This window comes from Amycolatopsis sp. NPDC059235 (genome assembly GCF_042754125.1).
GTDB classification, from domain to species: domain Bacteria; phylum Actinomycetota; class Actinomycetes; order Mycobacteriales; family Pseudonocardiaceae; genus Amycolatopsis; species Amycolatopsis albidoflava.
This window is the reverse complement of the sequence record NZ_JBHZAG010000004.1, coordinates 57,288-79,021: the sequence shown is the minus strand read 5'-3', so window position 1 is coordinate 79,021 and position 21,734 is coordinate 57,288. Positions and strand designations below refer to the sequence as shown.

Annotated in this window: 25 protein-coding genes; 13 read left to right on the top strand and 12 right to left on the bottom strand. The window is 69.4% G+C overall.

Translation table 11 applies throughout. The features are described 5' to 3' along the window. Positions 1-2: 2 nt before the first annotated feature. Genes ACFXI3_RS04025 through ACFXI3_RS04015 form a run of 3 tightly spaced genes read right to left on the bottom strand, consistent with a single transcriptional unit; the run spans position 3 to position 1,633 of the window. Positions 3-821: a siderophore-interacting protein gene (locus tag ACFXI3_RS04025; RefSeq protein WP_344283903.1), complete on the bottom strand. Its 819-nt coding sequence runs from the start codon at positions 819-821 to the stop codon at positions 3-5. 57 nt (positions 822-878) lie between these two features. After that, a complete protein-coding gene (locus ACFXI3_RS04020; RefSeq protein WP_344283900.1) occupies positions 879-1,229 on the bottom strand; it encodes a hypothetical protein in 351 nt (116 codons plus the stop codon). Further along, positions 1,226-1,633: an SgcJ/EcaC family oxidoreductase gene (locus ACFXI3_RS04015; protein WP_378397901.1), complete on the bottom strand. Its 408-nt coding sequence runs from the start codon at positions 1,631-1,633 to the stop codon at positions 1,226-1,228. Before ACFXI3_RS04015 ends, ACFXI3_RS04020 begins: the two co-directional genes overlap by 4 nt. A 94-nt stretch (positions 1,634-1,727) precedes the next feature. On the opposite strand from ACFXI3_RS04015, the gene ACFXI3_RS04010 reads away from it, so the two are divergent. Continuing rightward, the gene (locus ACFXI3_RS04010; protein ID WP_378397899.1) at positions 1,728-2,435 is read left to right on the top strand and encodes a TetR/AcrR family transcriptional regulator; all 708 of its coding nucleotides are present in this window, start codon (positions 1,728-1,730) and stop codon (positions 2,433-2,435) included. Here the strand turns inward: ACFXI3_RS04010 and ACFXI3_RS04005 are convergent. Continuing rightward, on the bottom strand, positions 2,425-3,345 hold the full coding sequence (locus ACFXI3_RS04005) for an NADP-dependent oxidoreductase (protein ID WP_378397897.1): 921 nt from the start codon (positions 3,343-3,345) through the stop codon (positions 2,425-2,427). The genes ACFXI3_RS04010 and ACFXI3_RS04005 overlap by 11 nt on opposite strands. A gap of 70 nt (positions 3,346-3,415) precedes the next feature. Beyond that, positions 3,416-4,633 (bottom strand): radical SAM family heme chaperone HemW, encoded by a 1,218-nt coding sequence (gene hemW / locus ACFXI3_RS04000; RefSeq protein ID WP_378397895.1) that lies wholly within the window; start codon positions 4,631-4,633, stop codon positions 3,416-3,418. A 361-nt stretch (positions 4,634-4,994) separates the two neighbouring features. Here hemW and ACFXI3_RS03995 point away from each other — a divergent pair, with 361 nt between their 5' ends. The 7 genes from ACFXI3_RS03995 to ACFXI3_RS03965 all read left to right on the top strand — a co-directional run bounded on the left by ACFXI3_RS03995 (position 4,995) and on the right by ACFXI3_RS03965 (position 11,387). Then, positions 4,995-5,081: a putative leader peptide gene (locus ACFXI3_RS03995; RefSeq protein ID WP_350540000.1), complete on the top strand. Its 87-nt coding sequence runs from the start codon at positions 4,995-4,997 to the stop codon at positions 5,079-5,081. Between the two features lie 100 nt (positions 5,082-5,181). After that, complete coding sequence (locus ACFXI3_RS03990; RefSeq protein WP_344283887.1) at positions 5,182-6,882, top strand: nitrite/sulfite reductase; 1,701 nt, start codon at positions 5,182-5,184, stop codon at positions 6,880-6,882. After that, positions 6,879-7,574, top strand: coding sequence for a phosphoadenylyl-sulfate reductase (locus tag ACFXI3_RS03985; protein ID WP_378397891.1), 696 nt, complete (start codon positions 6,879-6,881; stop codon positions 7,572-7,574). The genes ACFXI3_RS03990 and ACFXI3_RS03985 overlap by 4 nt, the downstream gene beginning before the upstream one ends. Before the next feature lie 20 nt (positions 7,575-7,594). After that, a complete protein-coding gene (cysD, locus tag ACFXI3_RS03980; protein WP_344283880.1) occupies positions 7,595-8,515 on the top strand; it encodes a sulfate adenylyltransferase subunit CysD in 921 nt (306 codons plus the stop codon). After that, positions 8,515-9,777, top strand: a complete 1,263-nt coding sequence (locus tag ACFXI3_RS03975; RefSeq protein ID WP_378397889.1) for a sulfate adenylyltransferase subunit 1 — start codon at positions 8,515-8,517, stop codon at positions 9,775-9,777. The genes cysD and ACFXI3_RS03975 overlap by 1 nt, the downstream gene beginning before the upstream one ends. Continuing rightward, on the top strand, positions 9,774-10,511 hold the full coding sequence (locus ACFXI3_RS03970) for a sirohydrochlorin chelatase (RefSeq protein WP_378397887.1): 738 nt from the start codon (positions 9,774-9,776) through the stop codon (positions 10,509-10,511). The genes ACFXI3_RS03975 and ACFXI3_RS03970 overlap by 4 nt, the downstream gene beginning before the upstream one ends. Positions 10,512-10,757: 246 nt before the next feature. Further along, positions 10,758-11,387: a cyclase gene (locus tag ACFXI3_RS03965; protein ID WP_378397885.1), complete on the top strand. Its 630-nt coding sequence runs from the start codon at positions 10,758-10,760 to the stop codon at positions 11,385-11,387. 44 nt (positions 11,388-11,431) lie between these two features. Here ACFXI3_RS03965 and ACFXI3_RS03960 read toward each other — a convergent pair whose 3' ends face one another. Continuing rightward, positions 11,432-12,754 (bottom strand): alpha/beta hydrolase family protein, encoded by a 1,323-nt coding sequence (locus ACFXI3_RS03960; protein ID WP_378397883.1) that lies wholly within the window; start codon positions 12,752-12,754, stop codon positions 11,432-11,434. A gap of 91 nt (positions 12,755-12,845) precedes the next feature. Next, positions 12,846-13,421 carry an ArsR/SmtB family transcription factor gene (locus ACFXI3_RS03955; protein ID WP_378397882.1) on the bottom strand — a complete coding sequence of 192 codons (576 nt, stop codon included), beginning with the start codon at positions 13,419-13,421 and terminating at the stop codon, positions 12,846-12,848. Positions 13,422-13,517: 96 nt separating this feature from the next. Between ACFXI3_RS03955 and ACFXI3_RS03950 the strand changes: the two genes are divergently transcribed. Beyond that, positions 13,518-14,291, top strand: coding sequence for an enoyl-CoA hydratase-related protein (locus ACFXI3_RS03950; protein ID WP_344283864.1), 774 nt, complete (start codon positions 13,518-13,520; stop codon positions 14,289-14,291). Between the two features lie 64 nt (positions 14,292-14,355). On the opposite strand, the gene ACFXI3_RS03945 is transcribed toward ACFXI3_RS03950, so the two are convergent. Genes ACFXI3_RS03945 through ACFXI3_RS03935 form a run of 3 tightly spaced genes read right to left on the bottom strand, consistent with a single transcriptional unit; the run spans position 14,356 to position 15,367 of the window. Further along, positions 14,356-14,706: a barstar family protein gene (locus ACFXI3_RS03945; RefSeq protein WP_344283862.1), complete on the bottom strand. Its 351-nt coding sequence runs from the start codon at positions 14,704-14,706 to the stop codon at positions 14,356-14,358. Continuing rightward, positions 14,703-15,155 carry a ribonuclease domain-containing protein gene (locus ACFXI3_RS03940; protein ID WP_378397880.1) on the bottom strand — a complete coding sequence of 151 codons (453 nt, stop codon included), beginning with the start codon at positions 15,153-15,155 and terminating at the stop codon, positions 14,703-14,705. The genes ACFXI3_RS03945 and ACFXI3_RS03940 overlap by 4 nt, the downstream gene beginning before the upstream one ends. 11 nt (positions 15,156-15,166) lie before the next feature. Further along, a complete protein-coding gene (locus tag ACFXI3_RS03935; RefSeq protein WP_037813693.1) occupies positions 15,167-15,367 on the bottom strand; it encodes a hypothetical protein in 201 nt (66 codons plus the stop codon). A 60-nt stretch (positions 15,368-15,427) separates the two neighbouring features. Here ACFXI3_RS03935 and ACFXI3_RS03930 point away from each other — a divergent pair, with 60 nt between their 5' ends. The 3 genes from ACFXI3_RS03930 to ACFXI3_RS03920 all read left to right on the top strand — a co-directional run bounded on the left by ACFXI3_RS03930 (position 15,428) and on the right by ACFXI3_RS03920 (position 19,188). Continuing rightward, positions 15,428-16,393 carry a zinc-binding dehydrogenase gene (locus tag ACFXI3_RS03930; protein WP_378397878.1) on the top strand — a complete coding sequence of 322 codons (966 nt, stop codon included), beginning with the start codon at positions 15,428-15,430 and terminating at the stop codon, positions 16,391-16,393. A 162-nt stretch (positions 16,394-16,555) separates the two neighbouring features. Next, positions 16,556-17,578: an alpha/beta hydrolase gene (locus ACFXI3_RS03925; protein WP_344283850.1), complete on the top strand. Its 1,023-nt coding sequence runs from the start codon at positions 16,556-16,558 to the stop codon at positions 17,576-17,578. A gap of 119 nt (positions 17,579-17,697) precedes the next feature. Next, entirely contained in the window at positions 17,698-19,188 is a 1,491-nt protein-coding gene (locus ACFXI3_RS03920) for an amino acid permease (protein ID WP_378397876.1), read from the top strand. A gap of 277 nt (positions 19,189-19,465) precedes the next feature. Here ACFXI3_RS03920 and ACFXI3_RS03915 read toward each other — a convergent pair whose 3' ends face one another. Next, positions 19,466-20,515: an NAD(P)H-dependent flavin oxidoreductase gene (locus ACFXI3_RS03915; protein WP_378397875.1), complete on the bottom strand. Its 1,050-nt coding sequence runs from the start codon at positions 20,513-20,515 to the stop codon at positions 19,466-19,468. A 60-nt stretch (positions 20,516-20,575) separates the two neighbouring features. Here ACFXI3_RS03915 and ACFXI3_RS03910 point away from each other — a divergent pair, with 60 nt between their 5' ends. Then, complete coding sequence (locus ACFXI3_RS03910; RefSeq protein ID WP_378397874.1) at positions 20,576-21,022, top strand: pyridoxamine 5'-phosphate oxidase family protein; 447 nt, start codon at positions 20,576-20,578, stop codon at positions 21,020-21,022. A 43-nt stretch (positions 21,023-21,065) separates the two neighbouring features. Here the strand turns inward: ACFXI3_RS03910 and ACFXI3_RS03905 are convergent, their stop codons facing one another. After that, entirely contained in the window at positions 21,066-21,632 is a 567-nt protein-coding gene (locus ACFXI3_RS03905) for a Uma2 family endonuclease (protein WP_378397873.1), read from the bottom strand. Between the last annotated feature and the right edge of the window lie 102 nt (positions 21,633-21,734).

The window sequence follows — 21,734 nt, the reverse complement described above, 5'->3', positions numbered from 1 at the left end:
CCTTACGCCGAAGCAGCCGACTTTCGCTCCGCTGCCTTTTCCTCGCGCCAGGCCTCGTCGTTCTTGCCCTCGCGCCAGTATCCGGACAGCGACACCGCGTCCCGCGCGACGCCGCGGTCGTCGAACAGGTACCGCCGCAGCTCCCGCACGAAGCCGGCCTCGCCGTGGACGAACGCGTGCACGTCCTGGCCAGGCCACGGCAGCGCCTTCACCGCGGCGACCAGATCGTCGGCCGCCGAGCGATGCAGCCAGGTGACCTGCGCGTCGGCCTTCGTCGCGAGCGGCTGGTGCTCCGACTTGTCCGCCACCAGCAGGAACACGTGCGCCAACGCTCCCGGCGGCAGCGCCTCGAGCGCGGCGGCGATGGCGGGCACCGCCGATTCATCACCCACCAGCAGGTGCCAGTCGGCGTCGGCGCGCGGCGCGTACGCCCCGCCCGGACCGGCCAGCAACAGCTCGTCACCAGGCTGTGCGCGCTGCGCCCACGGCCCGGCCAACCCCTCGTCGCCGTGCACCACGAAATCGAGCACCAGTTCGCCCGCCGCCTCGTCGTACGAGCGGACCGTGTACGTGCGCAACCGCGGCGCGTGCTCGCGCGGCAGTTCCTCGCGGATCCGGTTCAGGTCGAACGGCTCCGGATACTCCACCCCGTCCACCTTGAAGATCACCTTCACGTACGCGTCGGTGAACTCGTTCGGGCGGAAATCGCGGAGCCCCTCGCCGCCGGCCACGATCCGGATCATGTGCGGGGTGAGGTGCTCCTTGCGCAGCACCTCCAGCCGCACCGCGGTCCTCCCCTTGCGCGCCGGACCTTCGGCCATCGAACACCCCTATTTCAGTAAGGTTTACCTAAGTCGCGTCCCCCACGGTACGCGCCCTCACCCGTTCCGCCCAGTGCCGCCGTCCCCGAGTTCCGCGAGCATTGCCCGGAAACCCGCCCCGACCCGGTCCCGGTACCCGGCGAAAAGCCGGTTCGCCAGCAGTACTGCCCACCACTGCCCGGTGGCGGCGTTCCGGACGCGGTGAGTGACGCGAGACCCGGCCGGATCGTCGGCGACCTCGTACTCCCCGCGGTACCACCAACCGCCCTGCGCGGCCAGGAACCGGCGCGAGCGGTCGACTTCCAGCTTCATCGCGTAACCCGAAGCCGTCAACTGCCTTTCCAGCCGCGCGAACACCTCTGTCGGCGCGGCCGGAACGACTCCGGAGACCTCGACGATCGTTCTCATGCTTCCCACGGCTTCGAGACCCGCGTGTTCTGGAACGCGGTGATCTGCCAGCCCTCGTCGCCCCGCACCATCACGTAGGTCAACGAGCTCTCGCGCCCCTCGGCGGCCGGGTCGTCGCCCCCGGTCAGCGACGAGCCGCCGCCGGTCACGACGACCGCGACGTCGTCCCGCAGGAACCGCACCCGCGGCTCGCCCCAGCCGGTGAGCTTCGAACCTTTCAGCGGCCCCTGGAACAGCTCGCGGTGCGAGTCCACGATCGCCTGGCGGCCGACGGACCGAAGCCCGAAGAACGTCACGTAATCGGCGTCTTCGGTGAAGCAGTTGCCGTAAGCGTCGGCGTCTCCGCTGTTCCAGGCGTCGGCGAGACGAGTGAGGACACACAGGACTTCTTCGTGCTGCGACATGCTTATCTCCTTAACGAACGTCGTTCGCGTACGAGACAAGTTGTACTCACGAACACCGTTCGCGTCAAGCGCGGGGTTCGTCTAGGCTTCGGGGATGACCGCACCGCCCCCGCCCTGGCGCCGGACGCCGAGCCCGCGCCGGCGCGCCGCGAAGCAGATGCTGTCGCAGGAACTGATCGTGAAAACCGCGCTCGAAATCCTCGCCGCCGAGGGCATTGACGCCGTCTCGATGCGCCGGGTCGCGCAGCAACTGGAGACCGGGCCCGCGTCGCTGTACGCGTACGTGGCCAACAAAGAGGAACTGGACGAACTCCTGCTCGACGCGGCGCTGAGCGAGGTGCCGTGCCCCGAGCCGGATCCGCAGCGGTGGACCGAACAGGTCAAAGAGCAAGTGCGGCACCAGATCCGGGCGATGATGGCGTATCCGGGCATCGCGAAAGTCGCGTGGCAGACGCCGATTCCAGTGACGCCGAATTCGTTGCGGCAGGGCGAAATCATGCTTCAACTGCTGCGCGCGGGCGGCCTCGATCTCAAGCAGGCGGTGTTCGCGGGCGACGCGTTGAGCACGTACGCCAAGGCATTCGCGTACGAAGCGAGCGGCTGGACGTTCGGCGATTACGACCCGGAAAAAATGAGCGAACGCGGGCAGCAGATGGCGGAGTACATGCAGTCGCTGCCCGCGAGCGCCTTCCCGAACCTGTTGCAGGCCAGGGAATTCTTCACCGAGGAGACCAGCCAGCCCCGGCTCGAATTCGCCTTGGAGGCGTTCGTGGCCGGGCTGGCGGCGATGGTCAGAAAGTGAGCACGATCTTGCCGCGCGTGTGACCCTGTTCCAGCTCGCGGTAGGCGGCTTGGACCTCGGCCAGCGGATACGTCGCGGCGATCTCGACGTCGAGCAATCCCTTGTCCGCCAACGCGACGAGGTCGCGCATGACCTCGGCGCTCGCCCCGGCGATGTTGCCCTCGGTCTTCACCCGGTACGTCTCGGCGGCGTCGAAATCGACCACCGTGTCGATCCGTCCGGGGTAGACGCCGAGCCGCAAGGCGAGTTCGACGTAACCGTCGCCGTAAGTGTCGACGAACGCGTGCACCTGGTCGCCAGTCAGCTCGCGGAGCCGCTCTTCGAGCCCTTCGCCGTACGCGATCGGGACAATGTCGTGCTCGCGCAACCACTCGTGGTTCGCTTCGCTGGCAATGCCGATCACAGTCGCGCCGGTGAGCTTCGCCAGCTGCACAGCCAGCGAACCGACCCCGCCAGCAGCGCCGGACACGACGACCGTCTCGCCCTCGCGCGGGCACACCGCACCGACCGCGGCGTACGCAGTCGTTCCGGCCACGAACAACCCGCCCGCGACCTCCCACGACAGCCCGCTCGGCTTCGGCACGAGATGCTCCGCCGGGACGAGCACGTATTCAGCTTGGCTGGAGCGGGTGTGCACGAAGCCGACGACCTCGTCCCCCACCTGGATTTCTTCGACGTCCGCGCCCAGCTCGACCACGGTTCCGGCCAGGTCGCTGCCCTGCCCGGACGGGAAGGTGGACGGCCAGCGTTCCGCCAGCGCGCCGACGCGGATCTTCGTTTCCCCCGGATCGATGCCCGCGGCCCGGACCCGCACGAGCACCTGCCCGGATTCCGGCGCCGGCCGGGGCACTTCGGCCAGCTGCAGCACTTCGATCCCGCCGTGTTCGCCGTATCTGACCGCCTGCGGCATACGCGTCTCCCTCGCTCGTATGCTTAGCCCAACAAACGATCGAACGGATTTATGCCCGGCGGGCGAAAATTCAGCCGGCCAGCCTCCGGACCACGGCATCCGCGAGCAACCGGCCGCGGTCGGTCAGCACCGCGCGGCCCCGACTGTCCAAATCGGACACTTCGAGCAGCCCCTCCGCGGCGGCCGCCCGCGCTTCCTTGATTCCGGACTCGTCGAGCGCCGACAACGCCAGGCCGTCGGAGATCCGCAGCTCCAGCATGATCCGCTCCAGGTGCTGGTCCTCCTCGGTGAGCACCTCGCGATCGGCCTCCGGGCTCTGTCCCTCCGCAAGCAGGCCGGAGTACTTGGCCGGATGCTTGACGTTCCACCACCGCACTCCGCCGACGTGGCTGTGCGCGCCCGGCCCGGCGCCCCACCAGTCGCCGCCCTGCCAGTAGCCGAGGTTGTGGCGGCACCGCGCCGCCTCGCCGGTCGCCCAGTTCGACACCTCATACCAGGTCAAACCCGCGCCGGAGAGGACCGAGTCGATCATTTCGTAGTAGCTGGCCAGCGTGTCGTCGTCCGGCGCGGGCAGTTCGCCGCGCCGCACCCGGCGGGCCAGCGCGGTGCCGTCCTCCACGATCAGCGCATACGCGGACACGTGGTCGACACCTGCGGAGAGAACAGCATCGAGCGACGCGCGCAGGTCTTCGACCCGCTCCCCCGGCGTACCGTAAATAAGGTCGAGGTTGACGTGCTCGAACCCGGCGGCCCGGGCTTCGCGAGCGGCGTCGACCGGACGGCCGGGGGTGTGCACGCGGTCGAGCACCTTGAGCACGTGCCGGGCCGCGGACTGCATGCCCAGCGACACCCGGGTGTAACCCGCGTCACGGATGCCCGTGAAGAACTCGGGCGAAGTGGACTCCGGGTTCGATTCGGTCGTCACCTCCGCGCCCGGCGCGAGCCCGAACGCCGACCGGACGCCGTCGAGCACCTCGGCCAGCCCGTCCGCGCCGAGCATGGACGGCGTCCCGCCGCCGACGAACACCGTCTCCGCCTGGGGTGCGCTGCCCAGGATCTCCGCGCCCAGCTCCAGCTCACGGCGCAGCGCGTCCAGCCACGACCGCGGCGAGGCGGCCGAACCGAGTTCGCCCGCGGTGTAGGTGTTGAAGTCGCAGTAACCGCAGCGGGTCGCGCAAAACGGCACGTGGACGTACACGCCGAACGGACGGGTGCCCAGGCCGGCGAGCGCGGTCTCGGGCAGTCCGGCGGGAGGGCGGTGAGCGTCGGGAACAGGCACGACGTCCATTCTCCCCCGCCTGCCGCGGACTCCCGCGCGCCCCCGCACCCAACACCCGGAGCTGGTTGAGCCAGCTTCACGTCCGTGAGGGGAACCCTGAGGGAATCAGATTCCCTCAGGGTTCCCCTCACGGACCGCGAACCGGCGTGCCACCCGGCGGAAAGTTCGGCCGCCGAACGATGCGCCGCCCGTCGCACCGCCGGTTGACAAGCGCCCGAAACCGTCCCACGATGCGTCCGAAAGCCGGGAAAGACCTGGCAGATCGCCCGGCCAATGCACATCGGCGGCCGTTTCGCACCCCCGCAGTGAGCCTTCTCCCACGATCCGGACGCCCTTGGACGACGTTCGGCCCGCGTGGCAATCTGAGCCGGTGAGTCCTGCCGGTGTCCTTCTCGTGGCGCGCCGCCACGTCGACCTTCTCCGGGTCGCGAGCGCGCTCTGCCGGCCTGTTCGCTGACTCCCGCGCAAAGCCTGCCCAGCCCACCACCTGGACCTGCTCCCGCCCCGCGCCGATGCCGCGGCGGAGCCGCCTCGATCACCCCGCCCGGAGGATCTCCATGTCCGCACCCCCGCGTGAGACGCCCGCGAAGGCCCGCACGCCTCGGACTCGCCAGAAGCGCGGCGAGGGCCAGTGGGCGCTCGGCTACCGGGAGCCGCTGAACCCGAACGAGCGCTCGAAGAAGGACGACAGCCCGCTCAACGTCCGCGCGCGGATCGAGAACATCTACGCGCACCGGGGTTTCGACTCGATCGACCCGGGCGACCTGCGCGGCCGGTTCCGCTGGTTCGGCCTCTACACCCAGCGCAAGCCGGGCATCGACGGCGGCCGCACCGCGCTGCTGGAGCCCGAGGAGCTGGACGACCGCTACTTCATGATGCGCGTCCGCATCGACGGCGGCGCCCTCACCACCGAGCAGCTGCGGGTGATCGGCGAGATCTCGAAGGAGCACGCGCGCGACACCGCCGACATCTCCGACCGGCAGAACGTCCAGTACCACTGGATCCAGATCGAGGACGTGCCCTCGATCTGGTCGCGGCTCGAAGCCGTCGGCCTGAGCACCACCGAGGCCTGCGGCGACTGCCCGCGCGTCGTGCTCGGCTCCCCGGTCGCCGGCATCGCCGAGAACGAGGTGCTCGACGCGACTCCCGCGATCGACGAGATCCTCGAGCGCTACATCGGCGACCCGCGCTTCGCCAACCTGCCGCGCAAGTTCAAGACCGCGATCTCCGGGCTGCCGGACATCGTGCACGAGATCAACGACATCGCCTTCGTCGGCGTGAACCACCCCGAGCACGGCCCCGGCCTCGACCTGTGGGTCGGCGGCGGGCTCTCCACGAACCCGATGCTCGCGCAGCGGCTCGGCGCGTGGATCCCGCTGGACGAGGTGCCGCAGGTCTGGGAAGGCGTCGTCTCCATCTTCCGCGACTACGGCTACCGGCGGCTCCGTTCGAAGGCCCGGCTGAAGTTCCTGGTCAAGGACTGGGGCATTGAAAAATTCCGGGAAGTCCTCGAAACCGAGTACCTCAAGCGGAAGCTGATCGACGGCCCGCCGCCGGAGAACCCCGCGACCCCGATCGACCACGTCGGCGTGCACCGGCAGAAGGACGGCAACTTCTACGTCGGGGCCGCGCCGATCGCCGGGCGGGTGTCCGGCAGCACGCTGGTCGCGGTCGCCGAGGCGGCCGAGCGCGCCGGATCGCGGCGGGTGCGGCTGACCCCGCACCAGAAGCTGGTCGTGCTCGACGTGCCCGAGGCCAAGGTCCCCGCGCTGGAGACGGAGCTGGCCGAGCTGGGCCTGCAGACCAAGCCGTCGCCGTGGCGGCGCAGCGTGATGGCGTGCACCGGGCTGGAGTTCTGCAAGCTCGCGATCGTCGAGACGAAGGTGCGCGCGCAGCAACTGGTGGCGGATCTGGAGAAGTCGCTCGCCGACATCAACGCGCAGCTGGAAACGCCGGTGACGGTGCACCTCAACGGCTGCCCCAACTCCTGCGCCCGCGTGCAGACCGCGGACATCGGGCTCAAGGGCCAGATCGTCAGCGACGCCGACGGCAACCAGGTCGAGGGCTTCCAGGTGCACCTCGGCGGCGGGCTCGGGCTCGACGCCGGATTCGGCCGGAAGCTGCGCGGCCACAAGGTCACCGCGGGCGAGCTGGTCGAGTACGTGGAACGCGTAGTGCGCGCGTACGTCGCGGGCCGCGAGCCGGGCGAACGGTTCCCGCAGTGGGCGTTGCGGGCGGACGAAGGGGTGCTGCAGTGACCGCGGTGGCGGACTATCGGGCGCTGGCCGAACGCGCCGAGAAGGAACTGGCCGACGCGACCGCCGAGGAGGCGCTTCGCTGGACGTCCGAGACCTTCGGCGACGACTTCATCGTGGCGTCGAACATGCAGGACGCCGTGCTGATCGACCTCGCCACGAAGGTCAAGCCCGCGGTGGACGTGCTGTTCCTGGAGACCGGCTACCACTTCGCCGAAACCCTTGGGGTGCGCGACGCGGTGCAGACGGTGTACCCGGACGTGCGGATCGTCAACGCCCAGGCCGAGCAAAGCGTCGCCGAGCAGGACGCGGAGTACGGGCCGAAGCTGCACGAACGCGACCCCGGCCAGTGCTGCTTCCTGCGCAAGGTCGTGCCGCTGCGCCAGACGCTCGGCAAGTACTCGGCCTGGGTCACCGGCGTGCGCCGGGTGGACGCGCCGACCCGCGCGAACACGCCGATCGTCACCTGGGACGAGCGCAACGGCCTGGTGAAGATCAACCCGATCGCGGCGTGGACCGACGACGAGTTCAACGGCTACCTGCACTCGAACGGGATTCTGGAGAACCCGCTGGTGTCGATCGGCTACCTGTCGATCGGCTGCGCGCCGTGCACCGCGAAGGTCGAGGCGGGGCAGGATCCGCGCAGCGGCCGGTGGGCGGGGCAGTCCAAAACCGAGTGCGGACTGCATGGCTGATGGCTAACACAGGAGGACTGATGACGACCGCGGAACCGGCGGCCGACGCGGCTGTCGACAACCTGGCCGCCTTGGAGTCCGAGGCCATCCACATCTTCCGCGAGGTCGCGGGCGAGTTCGACCGGCCGGTGATCCTGTTCTCCGGCGGCAAGGACTCGACGCTGATGCTGCACCTGGCGATCAAGGCCTTCTGGCCCGCGCCGGTGCCGTTCCCGCTGCTGCACGTGGACACCGGGCACAACTTCGACGAGGTCCTCGAATTCCGCGACCGCGTCGTGGAAAAGCACGGGCTGCGGCTGGTCGTGGCGAAGGTCCAGGACTGGATCGACGACGGCCGGCTCGAGGAACGCGCCGACGGCCTGCGCAATCCGCTGCAGACCACGCCGCTGTTGGAGACGATCGCGGAGAACAAGTTCGACGCGGTCTTCGGCGGCGGTCGCCGCGACGAGGAGCGAGCGCGGGCGAAGGAGCGGATCTTCAGCCTGCGCAACGCTTTCGGCCAGTGGGAGCCGCGCCGGCAGCGGCCGGAACTGTGGAACCTCTACAACGGACGGCACCGTCCGGGCGAGCAGGTCCGCGTGTTCCCGCTGTCCAACTGGACCGAAGCGGACGTGTGGAACTACATCGCCCGCGAAAAGGTCGAACTGCCTTCGATTTACTACGCCCACCAGCGCGCGGTCTACCAGCGCGACGGCATGTGGCTCAGCGAAGGCCCCTGGGGCGGGCCGCGGCCCGGCGAGGACGTCCGCGAGCTGAGCGTGCGCTACCGGACCGTCGGCGACGGTTCGTGCACTGGCGCGATCGAATCCACGGCGTCCACTGTGGACGAAGTGATCGCCGAGGTCCAGGCTTCGCGGCTCACCGAACGCGGCGCCACCCGCGCCGACGACCGGATGTCCGAGGCGGCCATGGAAGACCGCAAACGGGAGGGCTACTTCTGATGTCGAGCCTGCTGAGGCTGGCCACCGCGGGCAGCGTGGACGACGGGAAGTCCACGCTGGTCGGGCGGCTGCTGTACGACACCAAGTCCGTCCTCGCCGACCAGCTCGACGCGGTCACCCGCGCGTCTGTCGACAAAGGACTGTCCACTCCGGACCTTTCGCTGCTCGTCGACGGCCTGCGCTCGGAGCGCGAGCAGGGCATCACGATCGACGTCGCGTACCGGTATTTCGCGACGCCGAAGCGGTCGTTCGTGCTTGCCGACACCCCGGGACACGTGCAGTACACCCGCAACACGGTCACCGGCGCGTCCACCGCGCAGCTCGCGGTACTGCTGGTCGACGCGCGCAACGGCGTGGTCGAGCAGACCCGGCGGCACGCGGCCGTGCTCGCGCTGCTCGGCGTGCCGCAGCTGGTGCTGGCGGTGAACAAGATCGACCTCGTCGACTACGACGAGAACACCTTCGGCGTCATCGCCAAGGAGTTCACCGCGCACGCGGAATCCCTCGGCTACGACTCGGCGTCCGTCGTCTCCATCCCGGTTTCCGCGCTGGCCGGCGACAATGTCGCGACCCGGTCCGAGAAAACCCCGTGGTACGACGGCCCGTCGCTGCTTGAGCACCTTGAAAACGTGCCCGTAGCGCCGGACCCGCACGATTCCGCGCTGCGGTTCCCGGTCCAGTACGTGATCCGCCCGCGCACCGCCGAGTACCCGGATTACCGTGGCTATGCAGGGCAGATCGCCGCCGGCACTGTGCGTCCGGGCGACGAGATTGTCGTGCAGCCGCAAGGGATCCGCAGCCGAGTCGAGCGGATCGACACCGCGGACGGTCCGCTGGAAGAAGCGGGTGCCGGAACCTCGGTGACCCTGCTGCTCGCCGACGACATCGACATCAGCCGCGGCGACCTCATCGCCGCCGCGGACGCGCCGCCGGAGGTCACTGACGAGATCACCGGCACGCTCTGCTGGCTGTCCTCGAAGCCGCTCAAGACCGGCGCGCGCGTGCTGATCAAGCACGGCACCCGGACCGTGCAGGGGCTCACCACCGAGTTGCACGCCCGGTTCGACGAGCAGACCCTGTCCAGTGTGGACTCTCCGGGCAGCTTGGAGCTCAACGACATCGGCAGCGTCAGCCTGCAGCTGGCCGAGCCGCTGCCGGTGGACGACTACGGCGTGAGCCCGCGCACCGGCGCGTTCCTGGTGATCGACCCGAAGGACGGCGACACCCTCGCCGCCGGACTCGTCGGAGAACGGTTCTCGTGACGCCTCCCCTGGTCGCCGTCGCGCACGGCAGTCGTGACCCCCGCTCCGCCGCGACGGTGCGGGCGCTGGTCGACGTCGTCCGTGCGCAGGCGCCGGGGCTGGACGTGCACGAATCCTTCCTCGACCTGTCGGAGCCGCGGATTACGGACGTCCTGCGCGGCCTTTACGCACAGGGGCATCGCTCCGCGGTCGTCGTGCCGTTGTTGCTGGGCAGCGCTTTTCACGCCCGGGTCGACCTGCCCGCGCTGGTCGACGAGGTGACCGCGGAGTGCCCCGGGTTCCGGATCCAGGTATCGGACGTGCTGGGCGCCGACCCGGTGCTCGAAGCCGTCGCCCTCGACCGGCTCGCCGGAGCCCGCCTGCGCAGCGGAACCGGCGTGCTGCTGAGCGCGGTCGGCTCCTCGAACCCCGAGGCCAACGCCGTCGTCGCCGGAGTGGCCGCACGCTGGGAAAAGCAGCTCGGGCTTCCGGTGAGCGAGGCGTTCGCCAGCGCCACTCAGCCGGATATCCCGGCCGCCGCCGCTCGCCTGCGCGATCGCGGCGTACGGCATCTCGTGGTGGCGTCGTGGTTCCTGGCCCCCGGCCTGCTGCCGGACCGGATCGCGTTGCTGGCCCGCGAGGCCGACCCCAGCGCGTTCATCGCCGAGCCGCTCGCGGACGACCCGCGCGTAGCGGACGTCGTGATCGGCCGGTACGCCGCCGCGATCTCCGGGCTGCTGCGGACGGCCGCCTGACAGTCGCACCCGGGCAGCCCACGCCGGTGGTCCGGCCTGGCTCGCCCTGTCGGACCACCGTCGGTAGACCCGAACGGCCGATCAGACCACTCCTACCGCCACAAGGTGAGCGGTATTCACATTTTCCGTCACGGTGCGCACCTGTGAACGGTCAATCCTTGACGCGCTACTTAACTTGCCGGTAACTCTCTAATCGCTGCGCAGCTTTCTCTCTCCCCCGTGAAACCCGCAGGTAGGAGCACACAGATGAAAGCACCTCACCTTTACCGGCTGGCCGCGCTGACGGCGGTCGCCGCCCTTCCGCTCGCCCTCGCGGCCCCGGCGTCCGCCGCGACCGCGATCAACTTCGACTGCCAGGCCGACGCACCGGTGGTCGGCCCGCAGCAGGTGTCGCTGACCCAGAACGCCGACGTCACCGCACCCGCGACGGTCGCGCCCGGCGGCGCGTTCGACGTCGTCATCGACCCCGCGCCCAACACCGTCCCGAGCGACGTGGGCGGCAACAAGGTCAAGAACATCAACACCTTCGCGCTGAAGTTCCCGATCCCGGCGAACTCGACCTATGTCAGCGCCGACCTCGCCGGAGGCTCCGGTCTCGGCGACACCCCGCCGACGATCGCCGTCGCCAACGGCGTGGCGACCCTGAGCTTCCCCGGCCCGATCGCCGGCGGTTCGACCTTCGAACTGCCGACCATCACCGCGCATCTCAAGGCGGGCGACTCCGGCAAAATCGAGACGAAACTGTCCGGCACCAGCTACAGCGACCCCGGCCTGACCTTCAAGGCCGTGGCCAGCAGCATCATCGGCGACGTGACCGCGCCGACGGCGTGCTTCCCGAACCCGAGCCCGGTTTTCACCACGACGACAATCGGCTGACCCGGACCGCGGCCACCCGCTGCGCCCGGGTGGCCGCGCCCGGTTCACGGCAGCAGCAGCCCCCAGTAGACCGCCCACGGAACGAACACCAGCCCGGCCACGAGCGGTGCGATCGTGCCGCGCCGCCGGTCTGGTTTCCGCAGCCCGGTTGCGGTGACCGCCAACGCCACCACGGTCGCGATCGCCAGCGCTTGCACCGCCAGCCACGGCAACGGCCGCCCGACGAATACCGGTCCGAGATCCTTCATCCCGGACATCTGCGCCCAGCCCAGGATTCCGAAGAACCCGGCGACAGTCGCCATTCCCAGCCCGGCCAGCCACCGCGACGGCTTAGTCCCCCGGCGACGCACCAGCGAAACCACGCCGCTGACCGCGAACCCGCCGAGTAACAAGGCGAGCGTGATCCCTTGCGCCCCAACAGATTCCCACCAGGACAACGACTGAAGCGCTTCCGTCGGACGCTGCGTGAAGGCCGCGGTTTCGACGTGCACGCCCCGCCGACCCGCCAGCCATTCCCCGACCACCGCCGGATAACCGGGCACGACCCGAGGCTGGCGGTCGAACCCGGCGTCGCTGGTCGCGTACAGATCCGGCCCTCCGCCCGCGACGAACCGAATCGTGTGGTTCGGGTGTCCGGCCAGTGCGTCGGCGAAAATCCGCGAGCTCTCGACCGGCACGTGATTGATGTCGAGGTCGCCCCACAACGCCAGGATCGGCTGTTTCAGCCGCCGCAACACCGGCACCGGGTCGTAGTCGGCCTCGGGAAACAGCCCCGCTCCGACGGCGAACCGCGTTCCCCGCACCGGCAAGGTCGTCAGCAACGAACCGGAAATCCCTTGGTGGCGAAGGACATTCCCCCAATACCACGAGGTCTGCCTGGCTCCGCCCAACCCCGATCCGCCGACCGTGATCACATACGAGATGCCAGCCGTCCGCGTCGCCGCGAGCGGCGCGACCCACGCACCCTCGCTGACTCCCCAGACGCCGACCTCCGCGGCTTCGGAATGAGCCCGCAACGCGTGCACCGCCGAGACCAGATCGTCGGCCAGCACGTTGTAATCCCGCTGGGTCTTGGAATAACCGCTGGTACGCCGGTCGTACACGAGCGTCGTGACGCCGAGCCGCGTGAACATCTCGGCCTGCAACCGGAGGTTGTCCCGCGTCCGCCAGTCCGACCCGCCTTGCAGGACGATCGCGGACTTCGCCGGCCCTTCCGTCCGGAATACCGTGCCGTGCAACGTGATTCCGCCCGCGCCGGTGAAGCTGACGTCAGCGGACGGTTGTGCTAGTGCCGGCTGGGCGGTCGGAAGGACCGAGCCCAGCGCGAGGATCGCGGCGGCGAGCCGCGATTTGCCCCAGGGCAGCATGAAGTGTTCTCCTTGCTTCGGGAGATCGTGCGACGTTTTCCCTTATTCCTGGGTGCCGAGTTGCCGCTCGGCACCCAGGGCCTCCTCCAGTTCAGTCCTGGACGGCCTCCTGTCCGGCCGGCGTCGGGAACGCGATCATCCGCGTCTCGACCCGGCGCGCCCCCTCCGGCGTCTCGTCGTCCGGCCGCTGATACCGGCGCAGCAAGCCGAGATACGCCTCGACGAAGTCCCCCAGCTCGTCCAGCGTCACGGTGATCGCGCCGCGCGAGTACGGAATCGCGTCCGCCCACTCCCCGAGCCGCGGCCGCTCGCGCTCGAACCGTTCGTACAGCTCGGTATCGCCCGCGAGCCACAGCCGGTGCAGCTCGCCGATCGCCGCCTTCGCCGGATCGTCGCGCTCGTCCGCTGGCGGCAAGCGGAGGTCATGCGGCACCGCGCGCCACCAGCGCTCTCGTCCGCGCGCGCGTTCGGGAAGCTCCTCGACGAACCCGTTCTCGGCCAGGACCCGCAGGTTGTAGCTGGTCCCGCCGCTGGTCACGCCCAGCCGCTCAGCGAGCGTCGTCGACGTCGCGGGCCCGGACGCGGCGAGCGCCTCGAGAATCCGCTGCCGCAACGGATTCGCGAGCGCCTTGAGTGCCTTGAGATCGGCGGGGCGAGGTTCTGCCATGCTCCCAAGGTAGCGATGCACGAGTTTTCGTGCACGGGTTTTCGTGCATGAACTTCACACCCGCTCCCGGGCAAGCGGTGTGCGAAAGTGTCAGGCATGGCTGACGAACTGGTGCACTACGAGGTGGCGGCCGGCATCGCCACGATCACCCTGGACTCCCCGCACAACCGCAACGCGCTGTCGGCGCAGCTGCGGCGGGAACTGAGCGAGTCGCTGACCAAGGCCCGCGAGGACGACTCGGTGCGCGTGGTGCAGCTGACCCACACCGGCCCGGTCTTCTGCGCGGGCATGGACTTGAAGGAAGCGCGCGGCGCCGGTTCGTCCGACCAGGGCGTGAACGAGTTCCCGCAGATCCTGGACCAGCTGTGGACGAGCCCGAAGCCGGTCGTCGCCCGGCTGGCCGGCCCGGCTCGCGCGGGCGGCATCGGCATGGTCGCCGCGTGCGACATCGCGGTCGCGGTCCCGGAAGCGACCTTCGCTTTCTCGGAAGTCCGCATCGGCGTCATCCCGGCGGTCATCAGCCTGACGGTCCTCCCGCGGCTGAACGCCCGGGCCGCGCACGAACTCTTCCTGACCGGCGACGTCTTCGACGCGAAGCGCGCGGTGGAGATCGGTCTGCTGAACGCCTGCGTCCCCTCCGAGGACCTAGACAAGACCGTCGAGGGCTACCTCAAGTCGCTGACCCTGGGCGGCCCGAAAGCGTTGGCCGCCACCAAGGAACTGCTGGCCCGCCCGCGTCCGGCCACTCCGGCCGAGGGCTTCGCGGACATGAACGCCCTCTCCGCGGGTTTCTTCGCCAGCGAAGAAGGCCAGGAAGGGATCCAGGCCTTCGCTCAGAAGCGCAAGCCGAACTGGGTCCCGCAGGACTGACGTTGTTGTCCGTGAAGGGAACCCTGAGGGACTCTGATTCCCTCAGGGTTCCCCTCACGGCCCGCTAAGCGTCCACCAGCACCAAAGTCAGCCGCCGCTCGCCGGAGCCCATCGCGCGCTGCGCGTCCGACAAAACGCTTCGCACCGCCAGATAAGCCTTGGGCTCAGCGGCTTTCAGCCCGTCCGACCCGGCCCAGATCAGCACGTGCTCACCGGTCGGCAGCCACGACAAATCCGTGAGCATGTCGTACAGCGCGTCCAGATTCCGTCCGAAATACGACGGAAAAGACAGCGCCTCGCCGATCGCGTCCAGCGCCGACAGTTTGTCCAGCGCCCGCGCTCCGTCGACCCGATGCGGATAAGCCCCGCGCGCGAACGCCGCGTCGGCCGCGGCCTGCGCCGTCTCGCCGGTCACCGCGCGGAGTCCACGACGACGAACGACGCGTAATGATCGCCTGTGTAATACAACTCTTTCCCCGCCCCTGTGATCAACCGGCGGGCCCCTCGGTCCGGGCTCCCCGGCGTCTTCACGGTGTATTCGTGGTAATAGCCGTTCTTCTCCGCGGGAAGCTTTTTCTCCCGGTTCTGGAAGACGACGTCGTCATTGCGCGGATACGGGTAGGGCCCGCCCTTCTGGATCAGGCTCCACGTGTCTTTCGCCTGCGAGGGCAGCGACGACAACGGCTTGACCGGCAGCTTGGAATCGGCTCCCGGCACTTTCCCGGAAGCTGCGGCGGGAGCACCCGACGAGGACGAGGGCGCCGGCGAATCCGAGGAGCCGGCGGTTTCCTTGACGAGCCACCCGCCGAGCACCAGCACGAGGAGACCGACGAGCGCAGCGGTGATCCGCCTACGGTTGACCATGGTGTGCCAGCTTAGGAGCGGCCGGGACCGTCGTCGTCACGGGCCGTGCCGAACCAGCGGCCGAAGCGTTCGACCAGCTTGTCGATGGCCCACGCGGCGAGCAGGCACAGCGGCACGAGCACCGCCATCACCAGCACGAACTGCACCGGGAACCAGGCTTGGGCGAGCCACAGCTCGACCCCGTCCCACCAGTTGGCCAGGCCCTCAAACACGAGTGTGAGCCTACGCGCGCTCGCCAGCGCGGCGGCGGGCAGGGGAGGTAGGTTGCTGCCATGTTCGCCGTATACGCGCAGGAACCCAACGCCGAGTCCCCGCTCGATTCGCTGGTCGTCGGCGAGCGGCCGGAACCCGAAGTGCCCGAAGGCTGGGTCCGGGTGCACGTCAAAGCCGCCAGCCTGAACATGCACGACCTGTGGACCTTGCGCGGCGTCGGCATCAAGGCCGACCAGTTCCCGATGATCCTCGGCTGCGACGGAGCGGGCACGCTCGACGACGGCACCGAGGTCGTGCTGCATTCGGTGATCAACGCGCCGGGCTGGCAGGGCGACGACACGCTCGACCCGAAGCGCACTCTGCTCACCGAAAAGCACCAGGGCACGTTCGCGGACCAGGTCGTGGTCCCGGCCCGCAACGCGGTGCCGAAGCCGGCCGGCCTGAGCTTCGCCGAGGGCGCGACGATGGGCACCGCGTGGCTCACCGCGTACCGGATGCTGTTCGTGAAGTCGGACCTGCGACCTGGCCAGACGATGCTGGTGCAGGGCGCGTCCGGCGGGGTGTCGACCGCGCTGATCGCGCTCGGCCGCGCGGCCGGGTTCCGCGTGTGGGTCACCGGGCGCACCGAGGAGAAGCGCGCCCTGGCCGAGAGCGTCGGCGCGCACCAGACGTTCGAGTCCGGCGCGCGGCTGCCCGAGCGGGTGGACGCGGTGTTCGAGACCGTCGGCAAGGCCACCTGGGGACACACGCTCAAGTCGCTGAAGCCGGGCGGCGCGGTCGTGGTGTCCGGTTCGACCAGCGGCCCCGACCCGTCGGCCGACCTGCAGCGGGTTTTCTTCCTGCAGCTGCGGGTCCTCGGCTCGACCATGGGCACCCGCGACGAGCTGGCCGACCTGCTCGCCTACCTCGATCTGAAGGGCATCAAGCCGCAGATCGGCACCGAGCTCCCCCTTGCGGAGGCCCCCGCGGGATTCGCCGCGATGGCCGCCGGCGAGACCGCGGGCAAGATCGTCTTCACTCGCTGAGCGTGATCCTACGGCGCTGACCTGGGCTTTTCCGTTCCGGAAAGGTCCAGGCCAGTGCTTTTACCCGCTGTCTCGTGAATCGTCAACACCCCAGCTTCGCAATCAGATGGTGACCCCCCAAATTCCACCAGAAATCGACCTTGGGCGGTTAACCTGGAGAACATGACCGCGACGCAGCGGCCAGTCCCGGCCGGCCGGGGCGGCCGGAACCCCAGCGAACCGGAGCCGATCCGGGAATCCTTCCGGCGGTTCGCCGGCATGCGCACGCGCGTGCTGGAGGTCGGGCCGCCGGTCGCCGAGGCTCCCGCACCCAAGCGCACGCGCCGCAAGGGCGACGGGAAACCCCGCGCGCCCCGGCTCGTGTTGCTCCACGGGTATTGCGACAGTGCCGACACGTGGCGTCCAGTACTCGGAGAATTAGCCGCCGCGGGCATCGCCGCGATCGCGGTCGACCTCCCCGGCTTCGGCGACGCGCAGCCGCTGCGCCCCGGCCCGATGCTTCCGCAACTCGACGCGTTCACCGCCGCGGTGGTGCGCGAGCAGGCCGTGCTCGGCCCGGTGGTGCTCGCGGGAAACTCGCTCGGCGGCACGATGAGCCTGCGCGCGGCGCAGAACCGCCGGCTGCCGACCGCGGGCGTGGTGTCGATCGCCGCGCCCGGTTTCGTCGACTCGTGGCTGGTGCGCACGGTCGGCCGCAACCCGCTGCCGCTGCGGCTGTACTCCTCGCTTCCGTTGCCGGTGCCGGGTTTCCTGGTCCGAGCGGTCGCCGAACAGCTCGTGCCGCGGATCCTCTACGCCGACTCGCGCCAAGCCGACGCGGGCCAGGTCCGGCGGTTCACCACGCTCTTTCCCGACTACCGGGCTACCACGTCGCGGCTCGAGCAGGCCCGGCAGCTCGTCGCGGAACTGGCGGACGCCTACCGCCTCGACCAGATCAAGATCCCGCTGCTCGCGGTCGCGTGCGGCAAGGACAAGCTGGTGACGGCCGCGTCCGGGCGGAAGCTGCACACCCTGGTGCCGCACAGCAGGCTCGTCGTCCGCGAGGACTGGGGCCACTGCCCGCAGCTCGACGACCCGCCCGAGGTCGCGGAGCTGCTCACCTTCTTCGCCGCGGGCGCGATCCGTTCGGCCGCGCGCCCGGCGCCCACGGTCAACGACGTCGAGGACGACTCCGCGACCGGGTGACTCAGGCTGCCAAGATCGTCACACTATGGAGTCGGTGACAGGTGCGGCGCCGCCGGGTACGGTGCCCTGCCAGGGCCCGGAACCCGGGGCCTGCGAACCACCAGTCTGAGGAGACATCGATGTCAGCTCCGCGCGGCCCTAACCTGGGCTCCGGGTCCGGGATCTTCCGGCGGAAGCCGATCGACACCATCGAGCAGGCCGGGGAAAGCGGCCTGCAGCGCACGCTCGGCTTGCGGCAGCTGACCGCGATCGGCGTCGGCGGCATCATCGGCGCCGGCATCTTCTCGCTCGCCGGGGCGGTCGCGAACAAGACCGCGGGCCCGGCCGTGCTGATCTCGTTCCTGATCGCGGGCATCGCGAGCGCCGCGGCGGCGTTCTCCTACGCCGAATTCGCCGGCCTCATCCCGCGCGCGGGCTCCGCCTACACCTACGGGTACGCGGTGCTCGGCGAGATCGTCGGCTGGTTCATCGGCTGGGACCTGCTGCTGGAGTACACCGCGATCGTGTCCGTGGTGGCGATCGGGATTTCGGGCTACTTCAACGATTTGCTGGGCTTCCTGCATGTCTCGCTGCCGCACTGGATGTCCGGCGCGCCAGGAACGGAACCGGCGGGCGTCGAACCGGGGTCGTACAAGATCAACCTGTTCGCGGTACTGCTTTGCCTGCTGATCGCCTTTATCCTGAACCAGGGCATGAAGAACGCGGCGCGCTTCGAAACCCTGCTGGTGTACCTGAAGGTCGGCCTGGTGCTGCTGGTGATCGTGGTCGGCGCCTTCCACATCCAGAGCGGCAACTACAGCAACTTCTTCCCGTTCGGCCTCAGCGGCGCTTTCACCGGCGCGGCAACGGTGTTCTTCGCGGTCTTCGGCTACGACGCCATGTCCACCGCGGCCGAGGAATCGCAGGACTCGCAGAAGCACATGCCGAAGGCGATCATCTACTCGCTGGCGATCTCGATGGTGCTGTACGTGCTCGCCTGCCTGGTCCTGACCGGCATGGTGAAGTACACCGACATCAACCCGGAAGCCGCGTTCTCGAGCGCGTTCGCGAAGGTCGGCCTCGGCTGGCTGGGCGCGATCATCGCGGTAGGCGCGATCATCGGCATCCTGACGGTGCTGTTCACCTTCCTGCTGGGCGCGACCCGCGTGGGCTACTCGATGAGCCGTGACGGCCTGCTGCCGAAGTGGTTCGCGAAGACCCACCCGGTGAAGAAGGTCCCTTCGCGCATCACCTGGATCCTTGGCGCCGCGTCCGCACTGATCGCCGGCGTGCTGCCGATCGGCGAGGCCGCGGAACTGACGAACATCGGCATCCTGCTGGCCTTCGTGGTCGTGTGCATCGCGGTGATCGTGCTGCGCTACAAGCATCCTGAGCTGCCGCGCACGTTCAAGACGCCGGGCATGCCGGTGGTGCCGATCATCGGGGTGATCTTCTCGATCTGGCTGATCACGTTCCTGAAGCCGGAAACCTGGCTGCGCTTCGCGATCTGGTTCGCGATCGGGATGGTGATCTACTTCTCGTACAGCAAACGGCATTCGGCGATGGAGCGTGGCGAGGCCGCTGGCTCCGGGGACGGGGATGCCGGCGGGGTGAAGTCCACTTCGGACTGATGCTGGGCTTTTGATGCGGGGGACGCCATTGCGGTGTCCCCCGCATTTTCTTTGGCCCTGTTGGCGATCCGCTGGCGTGCACCTGGGGCAATGCCGCCGCCGCTCCGATGAGGTCGTCTTTCCTGCGTAATCGGGCATCATCTCGGGCCGGTCGCGCACATCGCACTCGCCGGAAACCTCGTTGCGACAGCTCTTCCAATACCGCGTGCAACCACATCACCACGACTGTTCGAGGCGCGCCACTACCACATAAGCCCTTCTCGGCCCGCCGGAAGCCTCAGCGCAACCGGTCGAGCCGTTCCGCCGCGGCCTTCGCCTCCGTGCGGAGCCGGGCCACGATCGAGGCCGCTGAACCGTCGCTGGCGAGCTGATACGTCTGCCCGGCCCACAACGACATCGCCTCCGGGTCACCAGCTTTCCCTGCCGCCGCGCGGACCGGTTTGCTCAGGTGGTGCAGCTGCGGGTACGCGGCGGGCGCGTTCGCGGAGAGGTCGCTCAGGACGCGGTTCACCATGCCCCGCGCCGGGCGTCCGCTGAACGCGCGCGTGAACGCCGTCGCCCGGCCTGCCTCGGCGAGCGCACGCCGCTGGGTGTCGCCGGTGCCGGCTTCCGTCGCCAGCAGGAAGGCCGTGCCCAGCTGCGCCGCCGACGCCCCGGCCGCCAGCACCGCCGCGATGTCGGCACCGTTGACCAGTCCCCCGGCCGCGATCAACGGCAGGCTCGTGCGAGCGCCGAGCAAACGCAGCAGCGCGAGCAGGCCGTACTCCTCGCCGCCGGCGGGGTTGCTCGGGTCGTCGGTGAACAGACCGCGATGCCCGCCGGCCTCGAAGCCCTGCACGACCAGCGCGTCCGCTCCGCGCGCGGCAGCGAGGTCGGCTTCCTCCGGATTCGTGACGGTGACCGCGACCTTGCCGCCGGCTTCGTGAATCCGCTGCACCTCGGCGGAAGTCGGCGCGCCGAAGGTGAACGACACCACCGGAACCCGGTGCCGTACGACGAGATCGAGCTTCGCCGGGTACTCGTCGTCGTCCCAGACCGGGTCGCCGAGTTCGACGCCGTAACGCACGGCCTCGGCGAGCAACCGTTCGCGGTGCGCGGCAAGGTCGGCCACCGACCGGCCGCCGGGGACGAACAGGTTGACGCCGAACCGGCCGCCGGTGAGGTCGGCGGTGTGCGCGATCCGGGCGTCGAGCGTCTCCGGGCTGAGGTAGCCGGCGGCGAGGAAACCGAACCCGCCCGCGCCCGTGACGGCGCCGACCAGCTGCGGAGTCGTCGGCCCGCCCGCCATCGGCGCCGCGATCACCGGGAACTCGAGATCATCGAACATGTCCCCGAGCCTAGTGCCGCACCGGAAATGCGCCGGGCAGCCGCCGCGTTGCAGAAGAGCATGACGGCAACCCTGGAACAGCTCCGCGCGCTGACCGTGGAGGAGAACGGCCTCGCCACCGTGGCCACGACCCGCGCCGACGGCACCGTGCACGCGTCCGTGGTGAACGCGGGCATCCTGAACGACCCGGTGACCGGCAAGCCGAGCGTGGGCTTCGTCGCCGTCGGCGGCGCGCACAAGCTCGCGCTGCTGCGCCGCAACGGCCACGCGACCGTGACGTTCCGCCGCGGCTGGCGCTGGCTCTCGGCAACCGGCCCGGTCCGCCTGATCGGCCCGGACGACCCCGACCCGTCCTTCCCTGCCGCCGACCTCCCGCCCCTGCTGCGCGAGGTGTTCCGCGCCGCCACCGGCACCCACGACGACTGGGCGGAGTACGACCGGGTGATGGCCGCCGAACGCCGAGCCGCGGTGTTCGTGGAGGTGGGCAGGATCATCGGGAACGGCTGACCGCCTTCGCCGCACGATATCCGGGCGACTCAACCGGAACAGATCAGCTCCTTCCGATCAACTCCTCGGGCACCACCCGGACCGAGAACGGCCGCTGTGCTTCGAAAACCTCGGCACCCGCTGCCTTGGCGACCTGGCGATAGCGACCGTCCTCGTCCAGTTCGAACACGGCCAGTTCGGCGGTCACTGGGTCGATCACCCAGTAGCTCGGGACGCCCAGCCGTTCGTAGAGCGCCTTCTTGGTGTTCAGGTCGTGAATCGACGTGCTCGGCGACAGCACCTCGACCGCAAGCACCGGCGGCACGGGCAGATCCTTGGCAGTGAAATCCTCGGTCCGTCCTACCAGCACATCCGGCTGCAGCTCTATCCGATCGCCCACGTGCACCGCGAACGGCGCGCCGACGACGAACAATTCTTCCGGACAGGCCGCATCGAGCACGCCGTACAGCCGGTAGCCGATGGTCTGGTGTCTCAGACCTGGCGCGGGGCTCACGAGGAGTGTCCCGTCGATGAGTTCGTAACGGCGGCCATCCTGCGGCATCCCCTCGAGGTCGTGCACCGTCATGGGGCCCGACCCGGGCGGATACTCGATGTCCGTCATGACCGTCATGCTGCTCTCCTTTCCCTGTTCGCGCCAGAGAGTCCCTGTCCGCAATTGAGAACACCAGCCCCCACCGACAAAAACGGCGGCTCCGGGAAACCCGGAGCCGCC

Excerpts from the sequence above, each read along its gene's own strand:
- hemW (WP_378397895.1), bottom strand. The coding sequence starts at position 4,633 with ATGGACGTCGTGCCTGTTCCCGACGCTCACCGCCCTCCCGCCGGACTG.
- ACFXI3_RS03955 (WP_378397882.1), bottom strand. The coding sequence starts at position 13,421 with ATGGCAGAACCTCGCCCCGCCGATCTCAAGGCACTCAAGGCGCTCGCG.
- ACFXI3_RS03950 (WP_344283864.1), top strand. The coding sequence starts at position 13,518 with ATGGCTGACGAACTGGTGCACTACGAGGTGGCGGCCGGCATCGCCACG.
- ACFXI3_RS03990 (WP_344283887.1), top strand. The coding sequence starts at position 5,182 with ATGTCCGCACCCCCGCGTGAGACGCCCGCGAAGGCCCGCACGCCTCGG.
- cysD (WP_344283880.1), top strand. The coding sequence starts at position 7,595 with ATGACGACCGCGGAACCGGCGGCCGACGCGGCTGTCGACAACCTGGCC.
- ACFXI3_RS04015 (WP_378397901.1), bottom strand. The coding sequence starts at position 1,633 with ATGTCGCAGCACGAAGAAGTCCTGTGTGTCCTCACTCGTCTCGCCGAC.
- ACFXI3_RS03965 (WP_378397885.1), top strand. The coding sequence starts at position 10,758 with ATGAAAGCACCTCACCTTTACCGGCTGGCCGCGCTGACGGCGGTCGCC.
- ACFXI3_RS03925 (WP_344283850.1), top strand. The coding sequence starts at position 16,556 with ATGACCGCGACGCAGCGGCCAGTCCCGGCCGGCCGGGGCGGCCGGAAC.
- ACFXI3_RS03905 (WP_378397873.1), bottom strand. The coding sequence starts at position 21,632 with ATGACGGTCATGACGGACATCGAGTATCCGCCCGGGTCGGGCCCCATG.
- ACFXI3_RS03930 (WP_378397878.1), top strand. The coding sequence starts at position 15,428 with ATGTTCGCCGTATACGCGCAGGAACCCAACGCCGAGTCCCCGCTCGAT.
- ACFXI3_RS03960 (WP_378397883.1), bottom strand. The coding sequence starts at position 12,754 with ATGCTGCCCTGGGGCAAATCGCGGCTCGCCGCCGCGATCCTCGCGCTG.
- ACFXI3_RS03940 (WP_378397880.1), bottom strand. The coding sequence starts at position 15,155 with ATGGTCAACCGTAGGCGGATCACCGCTGCGCTCGTCGGTCTCCTCGTG.
- ACFXI3_RS04025 (WP_344283903.1), bottom strand. The coding sequence starts at position 821 with ATGGCCGAAGGTCCGGCGCGCAAGGGGAGGACCGCGGTGCGGCTGGAG.
- ACFXI3_RS03975 (WP_378397889.1), top strand. The coding sequence starts at position 8,515 with ATGTCGAGCCTGCTGAGGCTGGCCACCGCGGGCAGCGTGGACGACGGG.
- ACFXI3_RS04010 (WP_378397899.1), top strand. The coding sequence starts at position 1,728 with ATGACCGCACCGCCCCCGCCCTGGCGCCGGACGCCGAGCCCGCGCCGG.
- ACFXI3_RS03915 (WP_378397875.1), bottom strand. The coding sequence starts at position 20,515 with ATGTTCGATGATCTCGAGTTCCCGGTGATCGCGGCGCCGATGGCGGGC.
- ACFXI3_RS04005 (WP_378397897.1), bottom strand. The coding sequence starts at position 3,345 with ATGCCGCAGGCGGTCAGATACGGCGAACACGGCGGGATCGAAGTGCTG.
- ACFXI3_RS04020 (WP_344283900.1), bottom strand. The coding sequence starts at position 1,229 with ATGAGAACGATCGTCGAGGTCTCCGGAGTCGTTCCGGCCGCGCCGACA.
- ACFXI3_RS03910 (WP_378397874.1), top strand. The coding sequence starts at position 20,576 with ATGACGGCAACCCTGGAACAGCTCCGCGCGCTGACCGTGGAGGAGAAC.
- ACFXI3_RS03920 (WP_378397876.1), top strand. The coding sequence starts at position 17,698 with ATGTCAGCTCCGCGCGGCCCTAACCTGGGCTCCGGGTCCGGGATCTTC.